This is a genomic window from Microbacterium ureisolvens (genome assembly GCF_019511645.1).
GTDB lineage: Bacteria > Actinomycetota > Actinomycetes > Actinomycetales > Microbacteriaceae > Microbacterium > Microbacterium ureisolvens_A.
Genome location: NZ_JAEUAX010000010.1, coordinates 73,501 through 92,678, shown reverse-complemented (window position 1 = coordinate 92,678; position 19,178 = coordinate 73,501). Strand labels below are relative to the sequence as shown.

Below are 19,178 nucleotides of genomic sequence, written 5' to 3'. Positions count from 1 at the left end.
GTGGCGGAGATAGGGTTTGAGGATGACGACGACTCCTCCCGGCTGGTATGACGACGGTCACGGCGCGATGCGCTGGTGGGATGGCGCGCAGTGGACGGAGCACGTCGCGCAGCCCGATGCGGAGACTTCGCCGGCGCCGACCGAGGCAGAGATCCTGGCCGGCGGGCTCGGGTTCGATCAGCCGCGCGCGGTCGACGCGAACGCGGCGGCCGGAGGCGGTTTCGCTGCGGCCACCGAGCCGCGCAGCAAGTCCAAGCTGTGGATCGTATGGGTCGTGCTCGGCGTCGTGCTGCTGGGCATCGTGATCGCCGCGGCCGTCGTCATCCCGCTGCTGCTCCTGTCGGCGTCGACCGCGAACAGCGCCGGCCAGTCCGACGACGAGCGCGCGGCGGTCGCGACCGTCGGCCTCTACGACGATGCGTGGCAGGAGGGCGACTGCGAGAAGCTCGTCGCCGCCACGACCGAGCAGTTCCGCACCAGCTCCGACCTCGGCGACTGCGCCGCCTTCGCCGATCAGGCGGCGGCCTTCAGCACCGGCATCGAGGACTACACGGTGAACATCACCGACGTGGAGACCGTCGGCGACGAGATCACCGTGACGACCAACGAGACCTACACGGCCCTCGTCGACGAGAACGGCGAGCCCGCCGAGCCCACCGAAGGCGCCCAGGTCTACGAATACACCTTGGTCGAGTCCGACGGCGAGTGGCTGATCGACTACCTGTACTCGGAATGACCCCGCCCGAGACGGCGCGCCCTCCTCGCGACGCCCGGTTCATCCTCGCCTGCGTCGGCATCGGACTGCTCGCCGGTCTGCTGTCAGGCCTTTTCGGAGTGGGCGGCGGCACGGTCATCGTGCCGTTCCTTGTGCTCTTCCTCCGCTTCGATCAGCGCCTCGCCGCCGGGACGTCGCTCGCGGCGATCGTGCCCACCGCGGCGGTCGGCGTCATCTCGTACGCCGTGCACGGCTCGGTCGCGTGGATCCCCGCGCTGCTGCTCGCCGCCGGCGCCGTGGTCGGGGCCCAGATCGGCACGTGGCTGCTCCCGCGCCTTCCGCTGACGGTGCTGCGGTGGGCGTTCGTCGGCTTCCTCGCCGCGGTCATCGTGAGCCTGTTCATCGTCATCCCGTCCCGCGACGCCGAACTCTCCCTCACGTGGCTGAGCGGCGCCCTGCTCGTTGTGCTGGGCGTGGTCACCGGCATCCTGTCCGGAATCATCGGCGTCGGCGGCGGCATCATCGTGGTTCCCGCGCTCATGGTGCTGTTCGGCACCAGCGACCTCGTCGCCAAGGGCACGTCGCTGCTCATGATGATCCCGACGGCGGTCTCGGGCACGGTCGGCAACATCCGCCGGCGCAACGTCGACCTCGTCGCGGCGGTGACCGTCGGCGTCGCGGCGTGCACCACGACCGCACTCGGGGCGTGGGCGGCGACACTCATCGACCCCTTCGTCGGCAACATGCTGTTCGCCGCGTACCTGGTGATCATCGCGGTGCAGATGGGCCTTCGCGCGTGGCGCGGGCGCGCTCGCCCGGTGACCGGCCCGGCCGAGCCGGGGGAGCCCGCTCGGTAGGATGGCCTGGTGCCAGTGAACCCCGAGCTCGTCGGCCGCGACTTCCCGCCGACGACCCCCTACCTCGTGGGCCGCGAGAAGGTGCGCGAGTTCTCGCGCGCCGTCTTCGCCGACGACGCCCAGCACACCGATCCCACCGCCGCGCAGGCTCTCGGCTACGCCGACGTGGTCGCGCCGCCGACCTTCGCGATCGTCGTCACCGACGCCACGCTCCAGCAGCTTCTCGGCGAGCCCGACTCGGGCATCGTGCTGCAGAACGTCCTTCACGCCGAGCAGAGGTTCCGCTACTCGCGTCCGATCGTGGCCGGCGACGAGCTGACCGCGAAGCTGTCGGTCACCGGCATCCGTGCGATGGGCGCCGCCGCGATGGTCACGAGCGAGTCGGAGATCACGGATGCTGCGGGCGGCCATGTCGTCACCGCCACGTCCGTCCTGCTCGTGGGGGAGGGCGACGAATGAGCGCGCCTCAGAACCTGACGGTCGGCGACGTCGTCGCCGAGCGCACCGTGCACCTCAGCCGTGAGTCCCTCGTGCGCTACGCCGGGGCCTCCGGAGACTTCAACCCCATCCACTACCGTGACGACGTCGCGGCCGCGGTCGGCCTGCCCGGCGTGCTCGCCCACGGCATGCTCACGATGGGCCTGGCCGTCGGCACGATCGAGTCCTGGGTCGGTGACACCGGCCGCATCCTCGAGTACGGCGTGCGCTTCACCAAGCCCGTCGTCGTCGACCCGGAGACCGGCGCCGACGTCACCGTCGTCGCGAAGGTCGGCGCCGTCGACGACGAGTCGGCGCGGATCGACCTGACCGTGTCGTTCGACGGGAACACGGTGCTGGTCAAGGCGCAGGCGCGCGTCCGGACCGTCTGACGTATGCCCGAAGTGACCTCGGTCCCACTCGCGCGGCTCACGACGCTGCGCACCGGCGGCCTGCCCGCGCGCATGATCGACGCCTTCACCACGGCAGAGCTCGTCGACGCGCTGCGTGAGGTGTGGGCCTCTGGCGATCAGTGGCTCGTGCTCGGCGGCGGGTCGAACCTGTTCGTCGGCGACGAGCCCTTCGACGGCACCGTGGTGCGCGTGCTCACGAACGGGATCGAACGGATGCCGTCGCCCGTGCCCGGACGCGTGCGGCTCAAGGTCCAGGCGGGTCACGACTGGGACGCCCTCGTCGCGTTCGCGGTCGCCGAAGGGCTCGGCGGCGTCGAGGCGATGTCGGGGATCCCCGGGACCGTCGGTGCCGCGCCGGTGCAGAACATCGGCGCGTACGGCCAGGAGATCGTGCAGACGCTGAGCGAGGTCGAGCTGCTCGACGAATCGACCGGCGAGGTCTCGACCGTGCCGGCCGCCGAACTCGGGCTGGGCTTTCGCACCTCGGTGCTCAAGCACCATTACGGCTCGGCGCCCGCACGGCGCGCGGTGATCCTCTCGGTCACGCTCGACCTGCCCGAGATCGGCCAGGGCGCCCGGCGCATCGCCGGCGACCAGCTGCGCACGGCGCTGCGGCTCGGCCCCGACGACGAGGTGACCCTCGCGTGGGTGCGCGACCGCATCCTCGAGACCCGCCGAGCCAAGGGCATGGTGCTCGACGCCGACGACCCCGACACGTACAGTGCCGGGTCGTTCTTCCAGAACGCGGTGGTCTCGGCATCCTTCGCCCGGACGCTCCCCGAGGCGTGCCCGCGCTGGCCGGTGCACCCCGACCTCGACCCGGTGCTCGTCATCCCGCTCGCGAACTTCGACGGCTACGTGCCGCCGCCCACCACCGTCGAGTCCGACGTGAAGGTGAGCGCCGGCTGGCTCATCGAGCACGCCGGCGTACGCAAGGGATTCAAGCTGCCCCGCTCGCGCGCGGGACTGTCGACCAAGCACGCACTGGCGCTCACGAACCGGGGGCAGGCGACCGCGGCAGAGCTCGCCGAGCTCGCGCGCTTCATCCAGGGGCGCGTGCAGTCCGAGTTCGGCCTCATCCTTCAGCCTGAACCCGTCCTGGTGAACGTCGAGCTCTGACCTCGGGCCGCGGCATCCGTTCTCCCTGGTGATTCGGGGCGCACGGCGATCGTTCGGGGCGCACGGCGCGCGCCCCGAATGCACGGGACGCGCCCCAAACCCGATGGTGGCCAGTGGGTGACGCGGAAGCCGGATGCCGACGGGCGGGCGGTACACGGATGCCTCGGGCCGCAGCATCCGTCCCCCTTCCGGTTCGGGGCGTACGGCGCGCGTTCGGGGCGCACGGGATGCGCCCCGAGCGCACCGGGTGCGCCCCAAACCCCCGGGACCTGACGACAGAGGACGAACGCGGATGCCTCGGCCAGAGGCATCCGCGTTCCGAAGTGCTGTGCGCGTTACGACGCGAACAGGCGCTGCAGGCGCTGCACGCCCTCGAGGAGCGCCTCATCACCCAGGGCGTACGACAGGCGCAGGTAGCCGGACGGACCGAAGGCCTCTCCGGGGACGACCGCGACCTCGGCCTTCTCGAGGATGAGGTCGGCCAGCTCGAGCGAGGTCGTGGGCGTGACCCCCGCCCACTCGCGGCCGAGGAGGCCGCGCACGTCGGGGTAGGCGTAGAAGGCGCCGAGCGGCGTGGGCACCTCGACGCCGTCGATCTTCGCCAGCTCGGCGACGATCGTGCGGCGGCGGCGGTCGAACGCCTGGCGCATCTGCTCGACCTCGTCCTGGGGACCGGTGAGCGCCGCCAGGGCCGCGCGCTGCGCGATGTTGTTGACGTTCGAGCACAGGTGCGACTGCAGGTTGCCGGCGATCTTGATGGCGTCCGCAGGTCCCACCATCCAGCCCAGGCGCCAGCCGGTCATGGCATAGGTCTTCGCGACGCCGTTGACGAGGATCGTCTGGGCCGCGGCATCCGGAACCGCCTCCACGATCGAGACGGCGCGCGTGCCTTCGTAGACGAGATTCTGGTAGATCTCGTCGGAGATGATCCAGATGCCGTGCTCGAGGGCCCAGCGGCCGATCGCCTCGGTCTCCTCGAGGCTGTAGACCGAGCCTGTCGGGTTCGACGGCGACACGAACACCAGAGCCGTCGTCTTGTCGGTGCGCGCTGCTTCGAGCTGCTCGACGGTCACCTTGTAGTCCTGGTCTGCGCCGGCGAACACCTCGACGGGGATTCCGTCGGCCAGGGCGATCGCCTCGGGGTACGTCGTCCAGTACGGTGCGGGCAGCAGCACCTCGTCGCCCGGGTTCACCACGGTCTGGAAGGCCTGGTAGACGGCCTGCTTGCCGCCGTTGGTGACGATCACCTGCGACGGATCGACCTCGAGGCCGGAGTCCCGGAGGGTCTTCGCGGCGATCGCCTCGCGCAGCACCGGGAGCCCTGCCGCCGGCGTGTAGCGGAAGTTCGCGGGGTTGTGCAGCGCCTCGGCGGCGGCGTCCACGATGAACTGGGGGGTTGCGAAATCGGGCTCGCCCGCCGCATAGGAGATGACGGGCCGGCCGGCGGCCTGCAGCGACTTCGCCTTGGCATCGACCTTGAGGGTCGCGGACTCGGCGATGGCGGAGAGCTTGCGGGAGAGCGGTGCGCGTTCGGTCACGCTTCGAGCGTAGTCGGCGTGTCACGACGTTTCAGCCGCCTGTCGCTCGCTCGCGGAGCGCGCATGTGCGCGATGCGGGCGCGACACGACGGAACGTCCGACTGGTAAGCGCCCTTCCGGATCGGCACGTTGCAGCGGTAGCCTGTGCGTCGTGGACGCCTGGATCTGGGGAGCCGTCGTGCTCGCCATCGTGCTCGTCATCGCCGGTGGGATCGCCTGGTGGCTCGCGCGCGGCTGTGCGCTGACCATCATCGGCGCCACGGGCGCGATCCTCGGCGGCCTCGTCGCCCTCATCAGCCTCGTGCTGCTGCTCGACCCCGACGTAGGGCTGCGCGTCTCGTTCATCGTCACCGTCGTCTCGGGGGTGTGGCTGCTCGCATGGGCGCTGGCGGGAGGCATCCGCGGTCAGCGACTGCTGCGCGCCGAGGAGCAGGCGGCGGGCGCGGCGGCTCCGGTCCCCGTGTCGGTGACGGCCGCACACGGCCACTGACCCGATCGCGTTCCGCTCCCCGCCGGGAGCCAGGGTGGATGACGGCATCCACCGAATGGGGGATGCCTTCTCCTGCGGATGACCGCTGGGGTCGGCATCCGTCCTCCGCGACGCTGGAAGCATGCAGACACAAGCGGTGCGGGTGCGGAACCTGCGCAAGACGTACGGTGATCGCACAGTCGTCGACGGGGTGTCGTTCGATATCGCGCGCGGCGAGACGTTCGCCCTGCTCGGGCCGAACGGCGCCGGCAAGTCGACCACCGTCGAGATCCTCGAGGGGTACCGGCGGCGCACGGGAGGCGAGGTCGAGGTGCTCGGCGTCGACCCCGCCACGGGCGGCCTGGACCTCAAGGCGCAACTGGGCATCGTGCTCCAGTCGACCGGCCAGTCCGGGCTCGTCACGGTCCGCGAGCAGCTGCGGCAGTTCGCCGGCTTCTACCCGGATCCGCGCGACGTCGACGAGGTGATCGCGGCGGTCGGCCTCGAGGCGCAGGCGAAGACGCGCATCTCGAAGCTCTCCGGCGGGCAGCAGCGACGCGTCGATGTCGCCCTCGGCATCATCGGACGGCCCGAGCTGCTCTTCCTCGACGAGCCCACGACAGGCTTCGATCCGCACGCGCGTCGCGAGTTCTGGGAGCTCATCCGGCGCCTTCAGGCTGAGGGCACGACGATCGTGCTGACGACGCACTACCTCGACGAGGCGGCGCAGCTCGCCGACCGCGTGGCGGTGATCGCCGCCGGGCGACTGCAGGCGATCGGTCCCGTCGCGGGATTCGGCGGCGAGGCTGCGCGGGTTCCGATCGTGCGCTGGGTGGAGAACGGGATGCTGCGGCACGAGCGCTCCGACGACCCCTTCACATTCGCGACCGCCTTGGCTGCGCGGCTGGGTGAGGCGCCGGCCGAGCTCGAGATCGTGCGGCCCAGCCTCGAGGACGTCTACCTCGAGATGGTCGGCGAGACGACCACCGATGCGGCCGCGGGTGTGGCCGCCGACAAGAAGGGAGCGGTGGCATGAGCGCCACCGTCGAGAAGCCCCGTGCGGCGGGCATCGGTCGGCGTCGCGCGCGTCGCAACGTCATGCGCGTGGGCGTCTGGCGCACACGATTCGAGCTGATGCAGTACTTCCGCTCGGGCGACACGCTGTTCTTCACGTTCCTCTTCCCGGTCTTCATGCTGGGCCTGTTCAGCGTCGCGTTCGGATCCGACGGCGACGTGCAGATCGCGCCCGGGGTGCCGCCGATCTCGATGGCCGAGCTGTACCTGCCCGGCATGATCGCCGCAGGCCTGCTGCTCTCGGGGTTCCAGAACCTCGCGATGGACATCGCGATCGAGCGGTCCGACGGCATGCTCAAGCGACTCGGCGGCACGCCGCTGTCGCCGGTGAGTTACTTCATCGGAAAGATCGGCCAGGTGCTGGTCACGGGGGTTCTGCAGTCCGCGCTTCTGCTGGTGTTCGCATCCACCGTGCTCGGCGTTGGACTGCCGACGGAGCCTGCACGCTGGGCGACGTTCGCGTGGGTGTTCGTCCTGGGCATCACCACGTCGGCCCTGCTCGGTGTCGCGCTGTCGTCCGTGCCGCGTACCGCGAAGAGCGCGACCGCCGTGGTCGTGCCGATCGCTCTTGCGCTGCAGTTCATCTCGGGCGTCTACCTCACGTTCTCGCAGCTTCCCGAGTGGCTGCAGAACATCGCCGGGCTGTTCCCGCTCAAGTGGATGGCCCAGGGCATGCGTGCCGTGTTCCTCCCCGACGCGTACGCGACACTGGAGCAGAACGGCGAGTGGAACCTCACCGGGGTCGCGATCGCCCTCGGCGTCTGGCTGATCGTGGGTCTGGTGCTCTCGCGCGTCACCTTCCGGTGGATCCGGCGCGACGCGTAACCTGCCGGTGAGCCGCGGGGAGGAGGGACCATGCTGACGAAGCGCGGATGGGACGCGATCGTGTCGATCGTGTCGGCCGTCATCGCCATCGCGCTGGTCTTCCTCTTCCCGCCGGCCACCGCCGTCCGCACGGCGATCGCGCTCGGGGCGCTCGTGCTGTTCGCGTTGGGGTACGCCCTGATCGGCCGCGACGCCGTCGAGCCGCCGCGCGCGGCGTGGCGATACCCCGCGTTCCTGTCGGTGGCAGCCGTCGCCGCAGGGATCGGTGCGGGGGCGGCGCCGTTCATGGCGATGCTCCAGACTCTGGCGTACCCCCTGGTGTGGGTCATCGGCGACTCCCGGCGTCGAGGGGTCGGCGGCTCGGCGGTCATCGCGGGGAGCGTCTTCGTCGGGGCGAGCTTCGGGTACGGCCCGAGCATAGACTCCCTGCTCGCCGGCGGGACCACCGCGGTCTTCTCTCTCTCGTTCGCGATCGCCATCGGACTGTGGATCGCGCGCATCGCCGAATACGGCGAGGAGCGCGAGCGACTGCTCGCCGAGCTGACCGCGGCGCAGACCCAGGTCGAGGCCCTCAGCCGCGAGCGCGGCGCGTCCGCCGAGCGCGAGCGTCTCGCCCGCGACATTCACGACACCCTGGCGCAGACCCTCGCCGGTCTCGTGATCTTCGCCGAACGGGCGGGCCGGCAGTCGAGGGAGGGGCAGACGGATGCTGCGGCCACCACGATCGCGGCGGTCGAGCAGGTCGCGCGCGACGCCCTCGCCGAATCCCGAGCCCTTGTCGCCCGCACGGCGGCCGTTCCCCGCGAGCCGGCCTTTGGCGCCGCGGTCGAGCGTCTCATCGAGCGTTTCCGTGCACACGGGGCAGCGCGCATCGCGCTGGACACCGCCGGGGTGGAGGGTGAACTCGACCGCGAGGCCCAGGTGGTGCTGCTGCGCTGCCTGCAGGAGGCGCTGTCCAATGTGACCAAGCACGCGGGCGCCGCGAAGGTGGCCGTGCGGGTGGCGGTCTCAGCCGGCGGCGCCGCGGTGCTCGAGGTGAGCGACGACGGACGAGGCTTCGATGTGTCGCCGCCGGGGCGCGGCTTCGGGCTGGAGGGAATGCGCGAGCGCGTGGCCCTCGCCGCCGGCGCGTTCGAGGTCGCCTCGGCGCCGGGCAGGGGCACGACGCTGACGATCAGGCTTCCCACGGTGTCGCATGACGCACCGGACGCCGCGGCGGAGTCGCTCCCCGTGCTGCCGACGACCGGCGATGCGGCGGACGAGGTCGTGCGGACGAAGGGAGACCGCGCGTGATCCGGCTGCTCATCGCCGACGACCACCCGGTGGTGCGCGCCGGTCTCGCGGGGCTGCTCTCGGACGAGCCCGGCTTCGAGGTCGTGGCCGAGGCATGCGACGGCGACGAAGCGGTGCGCCTCGCGGCGGCGACGCGTCCCGATGTCGTGCTGATGGACCTGCGCATGCCGCACGTCGACGGCGTCGACGCCACCGCCCGAATAGCCGGGGGAGAGGCCGGCGACCCGCCACCGCGGGTCCTGATCCTCACGACCTACGAATCCGACGACCAGATCCTCGCCGCGATCGAGGCAGGCGCCTCGGGATACCTTCTGAAGGCCGCACCGCAGGCCGAGATCGTGGCGGGAATCCGCTCCGTCGCCGCGGGGCAGTCTGCGCTCTCGCCACAGGTCGCCGTGCGCCTCGTCGAGCGGATGCGTCGCCCGGAGCCCGACGCGGTTTCGCTCACGGCGCGGGAGCTCGACGTGCTGCGGCTCGTCGCCACCGGCCACAGCAACAAACAGGTGGCGGTGGCGCTCGGCATCGGCGAGTCGACCGTCAAGACGCATCTGCTCAAGATCTTCGACAAGCTCGGTGTCGCGGACCGCACCCGCGCGGTGACGCTCGCGATGGAGCGCGGACTGCTCACGTAGTGTGGACGGCCGAGACGACGGATGCCTCGGCCCGGCGCGCGTGCGCCGGGCCGAGGCATCCGTTTCGATGCAGGTCAGCTGAACTGGTTCATCGTGTTGTGCTGGCCGCCCGCCTTGAGGGCGGCGTCGCCGGCGAAGTACTCCTTGTGGTTGTCGCCGATGTCGCTTCCGGCCATGTTCTGGTGCTTGACCGTGGCGATGCCCTCGCGGATCTCGCGCCGCTGGACGCCCTTCACGTACGCGAGCATGCCCTCGTCGCCGAAGTAGCCCTTGGCCAGGGTGTCGGTCGACAGGGCGGCCGTGTGGTAGGTCGGCAGCGTGATGAGGTGGTGGAAGATGCCGGCACGAGCCGAGCCGTCGCGCTGGAACGTGCGGATCTTCTCGTCGGCCAGGCGCGCGAGCTCCGTGTCGTCGTACTCGACGCTCATCAGGTCGCCGCGGTCGTAGGCCGAGACATCCTCGCCCTGCTTCGCGAGCTGGTCGTACGCCTGCTGACGGAAGTTCAGCGTCCAGTTGAACGAAGGGCTGTTGTTGTAGACGAGCTTCGCGTTCGGGATCACCTCGCGGATCGCGTCGACCATGCCCGCGATCTGCTCCACGTGGGGCTTCTCGGTCTCGATCCACAGCAGGTCGGCGCCGTTCTGCAGCGACGTGATGCAGTCGAGCACGACGCGCTCCTCGCCGGTCCCGGGGCGGAACTGGTAGAGGTTGCTCGCGAGGCGCTTCGGGCGCAGCAGCTTGCCGTCCCGCTTGATGACGACGTCGCCGTTGCCGAGGTCGGCGTCCGAGATCTCCTCGACGTCGAGGAACGAGTTGTACTGGTCGCCGAGATCGCCCGGCTCGTGCGTCACGGCGAGCTTCTGCGTGAGGCCGGCGCCCAGCGAGTCGGTGCGGGCCACGATGATGCCGTTCTCGATGCCGAGCTCGAGGAACGCGTAGCGCACCGCGTTGAGCTTCGCGATGAAGTCCTCGTGCGGAACCGTGACCTTGCCGTCCTGGTGGCCGCACTGCTTCTCGTCCGACACCTGGTTCTCGATCTGGATGGCGCACGCGCCCGCCTCGATCATCTTCTTGGCGAGCAGGTACGTGGCCTCGGGGTTGCCGAAGCCGGCGTCGATGTCGGCGATGATCGGCACCACGTGGGTCTCGTAGTTGTCGATCTGCGACTGGATGAACTCGACCGCGGTGTCGTCGCCGGCGCTGCGCGCGTCGTCGAGCTGTGTGAAGAGCAGATCCAGCTCGCGGGCGTCGGCCTGGCGCAGGAACGTGTAGAGCTCCTCGATGAGGGCGGGCACCGCCGTCTTCTCGTGCATCGACTGGTCGGGGAGCGGGCCGAACTCCGAGCGGAGCGCCGCGACCATCCACCCCGAGAGGTAGAGGTAGCGCTTGTTCGTGCTCTTCAGGTGCTTCTTGATCGAGATCAGCTTCTGCTGCCCGATGAAGCCGTGCCAGACGCCCAGCGACTGGGTGTACACCGACGAGTCGGCGTCGTACTCGGCCATGTCGCGGCGCATGATGTCGGCCGTGTACTGGGCGATCTCGAGTCCGGTCCGGAACCGGTTCTGCGCCCGCATGCGGGCCGCGGACTCGGGGTCGATGGCATCCCAGCTCGAGCCGTGCTGCTGCTTGAGCGCCCGGATGGCTTCGATGTCGTCCTGGTAGGCGGTCATTGTCGTCTCCTTCGAGTGGTAGGGGGTGTTCGTGTCCCGACTCATGGGGTTCCGGTCCCGATCTCCGTCAACAGCGGTGTTGTGCGACGGAGATCGGGACACGGATGCCTCGTCAGTCGGTCTCGACGAGGTACTTCGCGTAGGCGGGCAGCGTCAGGAACGCCGGGAAGTCCTGGCCGAGGGCGACCTCGCGGAAGATCTCGGCGGCGTCGTCGAACCGGTCGCCCTCGCGGCGGTCCGCCTCGTCCAGCACCTGGGTGATCAGGCCCTCGACGTGCTCGCGCGTGATCGGGGTGCCGTCCTCGGTGGTGCGGTCCTGGTGGATCCACTGCCACACCTGGCTGCGGCTGATCTCGGCGGTCGCGGCATCCTCCATGAGGTTGTCGATGGCGACGGCGCCCAGGCCCCGCAGCCACGCCTCGATGTACCGGATCGCCACCGACACGTTGCCATGCACGCCGGCCGCCGTGATCGGGCGCCCGATGTGGACATCGATCAGATCGGACGCCGCCACCTCGACCTCGGGCCGCTGGCGGTCGAGCTGGTTCGGGCGGTCGCCCAGCACCGCGTCGAACTCCGCGCGGGCCACCGGGATGAGGTCGGGGTGCGCCACCCACGTGCCGTCGAAGCCGTCGCCGGCCTCGCGCTTCTTGTCGGCGGCCACCTTCTCGAAGGCACGCTCGGTGACCTCCGGATCGCGGCGGTTCGGGATGAAGGCGCTCATGCCGCCGATCGCGAAGGCGCCGCGCTTGTGGCAGGTCTTGACGAGCAGCTCGGTGTACGCCCGCATGAACGGCACCGTCATCGTGACCTCGCTGCGGTCGGGCAGCACGAAGCGCGCCCCGCGGCCGCGGTAGTTCTTGATGATCGAGAAGATGTAGTCCCAGCGACCCGCGTTCAGGCCCGCGATGTGGTCGCGCAGCTCGAAGAGGATCTCCTCCATCTCGAAGGCGGCCGGCAGCGTCTCGATCAGCACGGTCGCACGGATCGTGCCGTGCGGGATGCCGACGTACTGCTCGCTGAACGTGAACACGTCGTCCCACAGCTTCGCCTCTTCGCTCGACTCGAGCTTGGCGATGTAGAAGTACGGGCCACGGCCGTTGGCGATGAGCTGCTTCGCGTTGTGGAAGAAGTACAGCCCGAAGTCCACGAGCGAACCCGACGCGGCCATCGTGCGGCCCGTGCGGTCGGTGAAGCGGATGTGCTGCTCGGGCAGGTGCCACCCGCGCGGGCGCATCACGATCGTCGGCGTCTCGGTCGCGGTGACCTCGTAGCGCTTGCCTTCGGGGCTCGTGAACGAGAGCTCGCCGCGGATGGCGTCGCGCAGGCTCAGCTGCCCTTCGATGACGTTCTTCCAGGTGGGGCTCGTGGCGTCCTCCTGGTCGGCGAGCCACACCTTCGCGCCGGAGTTCAGCGCGTTGATCGTCATCTTCGGGTCGGTCGGACCCGTGATCTCGACGCGGCGGTCCTCGAGGCCGGGGCCGGCGCCGGCGACCTTCCACTCCGCGTCCTCGCGGATGTGGCGGGTGTCGTCGCGGAACTGCGGGTCGTGCCCGTTGCCGATCTCGAAGCGGCGGCGCATGCGGTCGGCGAGCCGGTCGTGGCGGCGGGCGCCGAAGCGGTGGTGCAGCTCGGTGAGGAACGCGAGCGCCTCAGGAGTCAGGATCTCGTCGTAGCGGGGTGCGAGACGCCCGGAGATCTCCATCGAGGGCTCCTGGGTCTGGGTGGGGATGGGGCCGGTGCGCGTACGCATCGGGGTGGCGGTCGCAGGTGTCATGGTCCTGCCTTCCTGTGATCAGTGCGTGGAGTGTGTAGGGGATGGCTCTGCCCTGCGTGTGCGCCGGGTCGAGGCATCCGTTGATCCGCGTTCTGAGTGGATCGGCGGTAGGTCGTGAGACCACTCTGGTGTGAAGTTCAGGGTCCGACCCGACGAAATCGGGTGTGAAGTTTTCGTGTATTTCTGCTTTCGTGACAGAATCGCCGCATGACGACGACGTTGACCTCCGATGTGCGCGGTGAAGTCCCGCACGATGATGAGGTGGACCCCCTCACCATCGGCCGCCGCATCCGGCAGCTGCGGACCGACCGCGGCATGACGCTCGAAGAGCTCGCCTCCGCGGTCGACCGTGCCCCCAGTCAGCTGTCGATGATCGAGAACGGGCGCCGCGAGCCGAAGCTCACGCTGCTGCAGTCGATCGCGCGGGCGCTGGGCTCGTCGATCGATGCGATCCTCGAGTCCGAGCCGCTCGACGAGCGCGCGACCCTGGAGATCTCGCTCGAGCGCGCGATGCGCGGTCAGACGTTCCAGGCGCTCGGCATCCCGCCGTTCCGCATCGGCAAGACGGTGCCGACCGAGGCCCTCAAGGCGATGCTGGCGCTGCAGGGCGAGATCGAGCGACTGCGCGACGAGCGGGCCGCGACGCCCGAGGAGGCCCGCCGGGCGAACGTGGCGCTGCGCAAGCTCATGCGCACGCAGAACAACTACTTCGCCGAGCTCGAGCTCGAGGCCCGGCGCATCCTCGACGCGGTCGACCACCCTGGCGGCCCCCTGACGCAGCGCACAGCGTCGGACATCGCCGCGCACCTGGGCTTCACCCTGCACTACGTGCCCGATCTGCCGCAGACCACGCGGTCGGTCGCCGACATCAAGAACGGCCGGCTGTACCTCTCGAGCCGGCTCACGACGAAGGGCGACCCGCGCACCGCGGTGCTGCAGGCCCTGTCGAGCCGCATCCTCGGCCACCGCGAGCCCACTTCGTACGCGGAGTTCCTCCGGCAGCGCGTGGAGACGAATTACCTCACGGGGGCCCTCCTCATCCCCGAGGCGCACGCGGTGCCGTTCCTGCAGGAGGCGAAGAAGGACCGGTCCATCTCGATCGAGGACCTCCGCGACGCCTACTCGGTGTCGTACGAGACTGCCGCGCACCGCTTCACCAACCTCGCGACGGTGCACCTCGGCCTCCCCGTGCACTTCCTCAAGGTGCACGAGTCGGGCGTCATCACCAAGGTCTACGAGAACGACGACGTCAACTTCCCGACCGACCGCCTCGGGGCGATCGAAGGCCAGATGTGCTGCCGCAAGTGGACCTCGCGCGTCGTCTTCGACGTCGACGACCACTTCAACCCGTACTACCAGTACACCGACACCGGCAACGGCACCTACTGGTGCACCGCCCGCGTCGAGCTCTCGAGCGAGGGCGCGCACTCGATCAGCGTCGGCGTGCGCTTCGACGACACCCGGTGGTTCCTCGGCCGGGACACCCCGAACCGCGGTGTGTCGAAGCACTCCGTCGAGGTCTGCTGCCGCCGCGCGCCGGCCGAGCTCGAGGCGGCATGGCGCGAGCAGTCGTGGCCGAACGTGCGCACGCCCCGCACGCTGCTGGCGACGCTCCCGACTGGTTCGTTCCCCGGCGTCGACACCACCGACGTGTACGAGTTCCTCGAGGCGCACGCCCCGCGCTGAGCACTCCGCTCTCCGGGCTGTCTCCCAGATCAGGAGATCTGGCGAAGGCAGGATGTTTCCGCGCGCATCGTCCTGCGTAGGCCGCATCTCCTGATGCGGACAACGCGATGCGATCGAAAGCGGTCAGTGGCGGCCGGCGACGACATCGGCGACGTGCGCCGGCCACGCGGTGCGGTCGGAGGATCGGGATGCCTCGGCCCGGTCCGCCATCCGGTACGCGGCGTAGATCGCGTTCACGGCGGTCCACCGCAGGGGCTCGATCTCCCAGCGCCTGCTGCGGTGCCCCACCCACGGGAGCCGGGTGAGGGCGGTGTCGCGCCCGAGCACGAGGTCCGCGAGCGTGCGGCCCGCGAGGTTCGTCGCCGTGACGCCGGTGCCGACGTACCCGCCGGCCCAGCCCAGCCCCGTCGCGCGGTCATGCACGACGGCGGCCGACCAGTCGCGCGACACCCCGAGCACGCCCGCCCAGGCGTGCGCGATCGGCACGCCCTCGGCATCGGGGAAGAACTCCCTCAGCAGCCTTGTGAGCGAGGCGATCGTGCGCGCCTGCGTCGTGCCGTCGGCGTCGACGCGCGAGCCGTAGCGGTAGGGCACTCCGCGTCCGCCGAACGCGATGCGGTCGTCGGCGGTGCGCTGGGCGTACATGTACACGTGGGCGAAGTCGCCGAGCGTCTCGCGGCCGTCCCAGCCGACGGCATCCCAGATCCGGCCGGGCAGCGGCTCGGTCACGATCATGGACGAATTCATCGGCAGCCAGGTCCGGTGCTCGCCGCGGAGGTCGGCCGTGAAGCCCTCGGTGGCGCGCAGCACATGCGTCGCGCGCACCGTGCCGCGGTCGGTGATCGCCCGGCCCGGGGCGATCTCGCGCACGCGGGTCTGCTCGTAGACGGGCACGCCGAGCCGCTCGACCGCTTCGGCGAGCCCGCGCACGAGCTTCGTCGGGTGCACCCGCGCGCAGTGCGGGTGCCATGCGGCGCCGAGCGTTCCGGCGATGCGGATACGGGATGCTGCGGCCGCAGCATCCCACATCTCGACATCCGTGTGCGGCCAGGCCTGCTCCGTCGCGACGGACGCGCGCAGGCGCGCGAGCTGGGCGGGCGTGCGGGCGACGCCGAACTCGCCTCCCTTGACGATGTCGGCGTCGACACCCTCGCGCGCGGCGACGGCGATGACCTCGTCGACTGCATCGTTGAGCGCACGCTGCTGCGCGATCGCGGCGTCGCGGCCGTGCGTCGCGGCGTAGCGCTCGCGCCCCCCGGTGACCGTGTTGGTGAGCCACCCGCCGTTGCGACCGGACGCCCCGAATCCCGCGAACCGCTGCTCCAGCACGACCACGCGCAGGTCGGGTTGCGCGCGCTTGAGGTAGTAGGCCGTCCACAGGCCGGTGTAGCCGCCGCCGACGATGGCGACGTCGACATCGGTGTCGCCCGGCAGCGCGGCGCGCGGCGTGGGCGTGCCCCCGAGGCTCCGCCACCACCACGACGCGTCGCCGTTGGACACCGCGGGCTCACCCATGCGCCCATCCTGCCGTGCGGGGCGGGTCTTGGTGCGACGCAGATCGTCCCGTCGAGCCTTCGTCCGGGACGCTCTGACCGAGCGGGGGTCAGGAGTCGAGGGCGCGGAGCGCCGCCCACAGCTCGGCGCGGGTCGCGAACGACGCGAGGTCGCGGCTCAGCACGCGCTCGATCAGAGCGAGTCGGGTGCGCACGGTGTGGCGGTGCACGCCGAGGGACTGAGCGGATGCCTCGTGGGAGCAGTCCTCATCGAGCCACACCTTCAGCGTCTCGACGAGGTGAGTGCCCTGGGCGGCGTCGTGGTCGTACAGCGGGGCGAGCTCCGCATGAGCCAGCGCGCGGGCTTCGTCGGTGAGCGCGGACAGCACACCGGCGCGGGCGACCTCCGCGAACTGCGTCACGGGACGGATGCCGCGGTCCCGGGCGACGCGCGCCTGCCCGAGCGCGGCGGCGAAGGCGTCGTAGCCGGTCGGGTCCGACAGGCCGACGCGCACGTCGAAGCGGGCGACGAGCTCGTCGACGCTCGAGCGGTCATCGGCGGGCACGACCAGCACGAGGCCGTCCTCGCCCCGACCGAAGAAGAGGGCGCCGCGCCGCTCGTCGGCCCAGAGCTCGAGCAGCTCGGCGATGCCGTCGACGCGTGCGGCCGCGGCATCCGTGATCCCCACGAGAACGGGAGCGGAGGGGAGCGGGCCCCACAGCTCACGCGAGGTGCGGCGGGCGAGGGCGGGATCGCCGGTGAGCAGCGACTGCACGAGGCCGGCGCGCAGCGCGCTGCGCGCGCGGCCGAGGCCCTGCTGCTGCTCGAGCGCGAGGCCCGCCATCGCGATGACGGCGGTGACGACGACGCGTCCCTCCTGGTCGAGGTCTCCGGCCGCGATGGCGATGACGCCGCGGAGGTGCCCGCCGCGGCCGAGGGTCTGCAGGGTGAAGGGGGTGTCGCCGATGTGCAGCGAGGACCCGGCGCGCGCGCCGCGGTGAAGCACACCGGTGACCTCGCGCTGCAACGCCGCGGCGGTGTCGGAGTCCAGGCCGCCGGCGGGATGCTCCCGTGACAGCTCGCCGGCGGCGTCGAACATGCCCACCCACGTGTCGAGCTGCTTCGCGAGCTCGGCGACGGTCGCACCGAGCCCGTCGGGGCGCAGCGCCGCCAGGGCGATCGCGCGCTGCGCGGCCAGCGCCCAGCTGCGCCGTGCGTACGCCTCGGCGGCGATGGCCTCCGCGTTGGCCCGGGCCACGGCGATGAAGGGAGTGCGGTACGGCACCTCGAACAGTGGAATCCGCTCCTCGCGGCACGCCTCGACGAGAGCAGGAGGGATGCCGTCGCGCACGACCTCGGTGCCGAAGCCGAGGCCGACGATCCCTCGCGTCGCGAGCCGATGCACATACGAGCGGTAGACCGCGGCCGCGTCGGCGTCGTCGCCGTGGGGGAACTGGGTGCCGGTGGTGAGCAGGACGAGCCCCTCGGAGAGGAAGGGCGTCGGGTCGGCGAGATCCGAACTGTGCACCCAGCGGATCGCGCGGTCGAGAGCGGACGGCTCGTGGTCGTCGCCGGCGAGGGAGAGCTTGAGATCGCGCCGGGCGAGGAGGGCGCGAAGAGTGGGGGCGTCGGCGTCCATGATGCTCCGAGTGTACGGCTCGTACAGCAGGCCGGACAGAATGTACGCCCGGGAGGGTGCGGTGGCTCCCGGCCACCACATACGCTCCCCAGCATGAGCAGCGCAGCCGACACGCAGAGCACGATCCTCCAGGCCGAGACGCCTCTCGGCGGTCCGACGCTTCCGCAGGAGCGCCGCCTGGTCACCAGCATCCCCGGTCCCCGCTCGCAGGAGCTCCTCGACCGCAAGGCAGATGCCGTCGCCGCGGGTGTCGGTCACACCGCGCCCGTGCAGGCCGTGGCAGCCGGCGGGGGCGTCATCGTCGACGCCGACGGGAACTCGCTCATCGACCTGGGCTCGGGCATCGCGGTGACGACGATCGGCAACGCGCACCCGAAGGTGGTCGCGGCGGTGCAGGAGCAGGTCGCGCAGTTCACCCACACGTGCTTCATGATCGCCCCGTATGACTCGTACGTGTCGGTCGCCGAGGCGCTCAACCGCATCACCCCGGGTGACCACGCCAAGAAGAGCGCCCTGTTCAACTCGGGCGCCGAGGCGGTGGAGAACGCGGTCAAGATCGCCCGCAAGTACACCGGCAAGCAGGCCGTCGTCGCGTTCGACCACGGCTACCACGGCCGCACCAACCTCACGATGGCGCTCACCGCGAAGTCGATGCCCTACAAGAGCGGCTTCGGCCCGTTCGCATCGGAGATCTACCGCGCCCCGCTGTCATACCCCTACCGCGACGGGCTCGACGGGGGCCTGGCGGCCAAGAAGGCGATCTCGATGATCGAGAAGCAGGTCGGCGCCGACAACCTCGCCGCGATCATCATCGAGCCCATCCAGGGCGAGGGGGGCTTCATCGTTCCCGCCGACGGGTTCCTCCCCGCCCTCGTCGAGTGGTGCCGCGCGAACGACGTGGTGTTCATCGCCGACGAGATCCAGACCGGGTTCGCCCGCACGGGCGAGATGTTCGCGAGCGACCTGTTCGGCATCGTGCCGGACCTGATCACGACCGCCAAGGGCATCGCCGGGGGCCTGCCCCTGGCGGCCGTGACGGGCCGGGCCGAGATCATGGACGCCTCGCACGCGGGCGGCCTCGGCGGAACGTACGGCGGCAACCCCATCGCCTGCGCCGCGGCGCTCGCCGCGATCGACGTGTTCGAGAACGACGGGATGCTCGAGCGCGCCCGCGAGATCGAGACCATCCTGAAGGGCCGGCTGCAGGACCTGCAGGGCGCCGACCCGCGCGTCGGTGACGTACGCGGCCACGGCGCCATGATCGCCGCCGAGTTCGTCGACCCGGCGACGGGTGAGCCGGACGCCGCGCTCACCGCCGCCGTCGCGAAGGCGTCCATCGCACAGGGCGTCATCGTGCTCACCTGCGGCACCTACGGGAACGTGATCCGTTTCCTGCCGCCGCTGTCGATCACCGACGACCTGCTCCACGAGGGCTTGGACGTCGTCGCCGCTGCGCTGGCCGACAACTGATGACGGATGCTGCGGCCGCCGCGCTCGCCG

17 protein-coding genes are annotated in these 19,178 nt (G+C 70.7%); 12 read left to right on the top strand and 5 right to left on the bottom strand.

Translation table 11 applies throughout. The annotated features are described in order from the left end of the window. Positions 1-22: 22 nt before the first annotated feature. Genes JNB61_RS15940 through JNB61_RS15920 form a run of 5 tightly spaced genes read left to right on the top strand, consistent with a single transcriptional unit; the run spans position 23 to position 3,581 of the window. Positions 23-736, top strand: a complete 714-nt coding sequence (locus JNB61_RS15940) for a DUF2510 domain-containing protein (protein ID WP_220290771.1) — start codon at positions 23-25, stop codon at positions 734-736. Then, complete coding sequence (locus tag JNB61_RS15935) at positions 733-1,572, top strand: sulfite exporter TauE/SafE family protein (RefSeq protein ID WP_220340253.1); 840 nt, start codon at positions 733-735, stop codon at positions 1,570-1,572. The genes JNB61_RS15940 and JNB61_RS15935 overlap by 4 nt, the downstream gene beginning before the upstream one ends. Positions 1,573-1,581: 9 nt before the next feature. Then, complete coding sequence (locus JNB61_RS15930; RefSeq protein WP_220340251.1) at positions 1,582-2,031, top strand: FAS1-like dehydratase domain-containing protein; 450 nt, start codon at positions 1,582-1,584, stop codon at positions 2,029-2,031. Next, complete coding sequence (locus tag JNB61_RS15925) at positions 2,028-2,441, top strand: MaoC/PaaZ C-terminal domain-containing protein (RefSeq protein ID WP_220340249.1); 414 nt, start codon at positions 2,028-2,030, stop codon at positions 2,439-2,441. Before JNB61_RS15930 ends, JNB61_RS15925 begins: the two co-directional genes overlap by 4 nt. A gap of 3 nt (positions 2,442-2,444) precedes the next feature. After that, positions 2,445-3,581 (top strand): UDP-N-acetylmuramate dehydrogenase, encoded by a 1,137-nt coding sequence (locus JNB61_RS15920; protein ID WP_220340247.1) that lies wholly within the window; start codon positions 2,445-2,447, stop codon positions 3,579-3,581. 335 nt (positions 3,582-3,916) lie between these two features. On the opposite strand, the gene JNB61_RS15915 is transcribed toward JNB61_RS15920, so the two are convergent. Then, on the bottom strand, positions 3,917-5,119 hold the full coding sequence (locus tag JNB61_RS15915) for a pyridoxal phosphate-dependent aminotransferase (RefSeq protein ID WP_220290762.1): 1,203 nt from the start codon (positions 5,117-5,119) through the stop codon (positions 3,917-3,919). 151 nt (positions 5,120-5,270) lie between these two features. Here JNB61_RS15915 and JNB61_RS15910 point away from each other — a divergent pair, with 151 nt between their 5' ends. The 5 genes from JNB61_RS15910 to JNB61_RS15890 all read left to right on the top strand — a co-directional run bounded on the left by JNB61_RS15910 (position 5,271) and on the right by JNB61_RS15890 (position 9,412). After that, entirely contained in the window at positions 5,271-5,609 is a 339-nt protein-coding gene (locus tag JNB61_RS15910) for a hypothetical protein (protein WP_220290760.1), read from the top strand. A gap of 121 nt (positions 5,610-5,730) precedes the next feature. Next, positions 5,731-6,624: an ABC transporter ATP-binding protein gene (locus JNB61_RS15905; RefSeq protein ID WP_220340246.1), complete on the top strand. Its 894-nt coding sequence runs from the start codon at positions 5,731-5,733 to the stop codon at positions 6,622-6,624. Beyond that, on the top strand, positions 6,621-7,487 hold the full coding sequence (locus JNB61_RS15900; protein WP_220340245.1) for an ABC transporter permease: 867 nt from the start codon (positions 6,621-6,623) through the stop codon (positions 7,485-7,487). The genes JNB61_RS15905 and JNB61_RS15900 overlap by 4 nt, the downstream gene beginning before the upstream one ends. 30 nt (positions 7,488-7,517) lie before the next feature. Further along, on the top strand, positions 7,518-8,780 hold the full coding sequence (locus JNB61_RS15895; protein WP_220340244.1) for a sensor histidine kinase: 1,263 nt from the start codon (positions 7,518-7,520) through the stop codon (positions 8,778-8,780). Then, complete coding sequence (locus JNB61_RS15890; RefSeq protein ID WP_220290752.1) at positions 8,777-9,412, top strand: response regulator; 636 nt, start codon at positions 8,777-8,779, stop codon at positions 9,410-9,412. Before JNB61_RS15895 ends, JNB61_RS15890 begins: the two co-directional genes overlap by 4 nt. A gap of 74 nt (positions 9,413-9,486) precedes the next feature. Here JNB61_RS15890 and JNB61_RS15885 read toward each other — a convergent pair whose 3' ends face one another. Continuing rightward, positions 9,487-11,082 carry an isocitrate lyase gene (locus tag JNB61_RS15885; RefSeq protein ID WP_220290751.1) on the bottom strand — a complete coding sequence of 532 codons (1,596 nt, stop codon included), beginning with the start codon at positions 11,080-11,082 and terminating at the stop codon, positions 9,487-9,489. 112 nt (positions 11,083-11,194) lie between these two features. Then, the gene (aceB, locus tag JNB61_RS15880; RefSeq protein ID WP_374226644.1) at positions 11,195-12,859 is read right to left on the bottom strand and encodes a malate synthase A; all 1,665 of its coding nucleotides are present in this window, start codon (positions 12,857-12,859) and stop codon (positions 11,195-11,197) included. 207 nt (positions 12,860-13,066) lie between these two features. On the opposite strand from aceB, the gene JNB61_RS15875 reads away from it, so the two are divergent. Beyond that, the gene (locus JNB61_RS15875; RefSeq protein ID WP_222855484.1) at positions 13,067-14,545 is read left to right on the top strand and encodes a helix-turn-helix transcriptional regulator; all 1,479 of its coding nucleotides are present in this window, start codon (positions 13,067-13,069) and stop codon (positions 14,543-14,545) included. Between the two features lie 123 nt (positions 14,546-14,668). Here the strand turns inward: JNB61_RS15875 and JNB61_RS15870 are convergent, their stop codons facing one another. Further along, entirely contained in the window at positions 14,669-16,060 is a 1,392-nt protein-coding gene (locus JNB61_RS15870) for an NAD(P)/FAD-dependent oxidoreductase (protein WP_220340243.1), read from the bottom strand. Positions 16,061-16,148: 88 nt separating this feature from the next. Continuing rightward, complete coding sequence (locus JNB61_RS15865) at positions 16,149-17,678, bottom strand: PucR family transcriptional regulator (protein WP_220290748.1); 1,530 nt, start codon at positions 17,676-17,678, stop codon at positions 16,149-16,151. A 93-nt stretch (positions 17,679-17,771) separates the two neighbouring features. On the opposite strand from JNB61_RS15865, the gene gabT reads away from it, so the two are divergent. Next, the gene (gabT, locus tag JNB61_RS15860; protein WP_220290746.1) at positions 17,772-19,148 is read left to right on the top strand and encodes a 4-aminobutyrate--2-oxoglutarate transaminase; all 1,377 of its coding nucleotides are present in this window, start codon (positions 17,772-17,774) and stop codon (positions 19,146-19,148) included. Positions 19,149-19,178 lie beyond the last annotated feature (30 nt).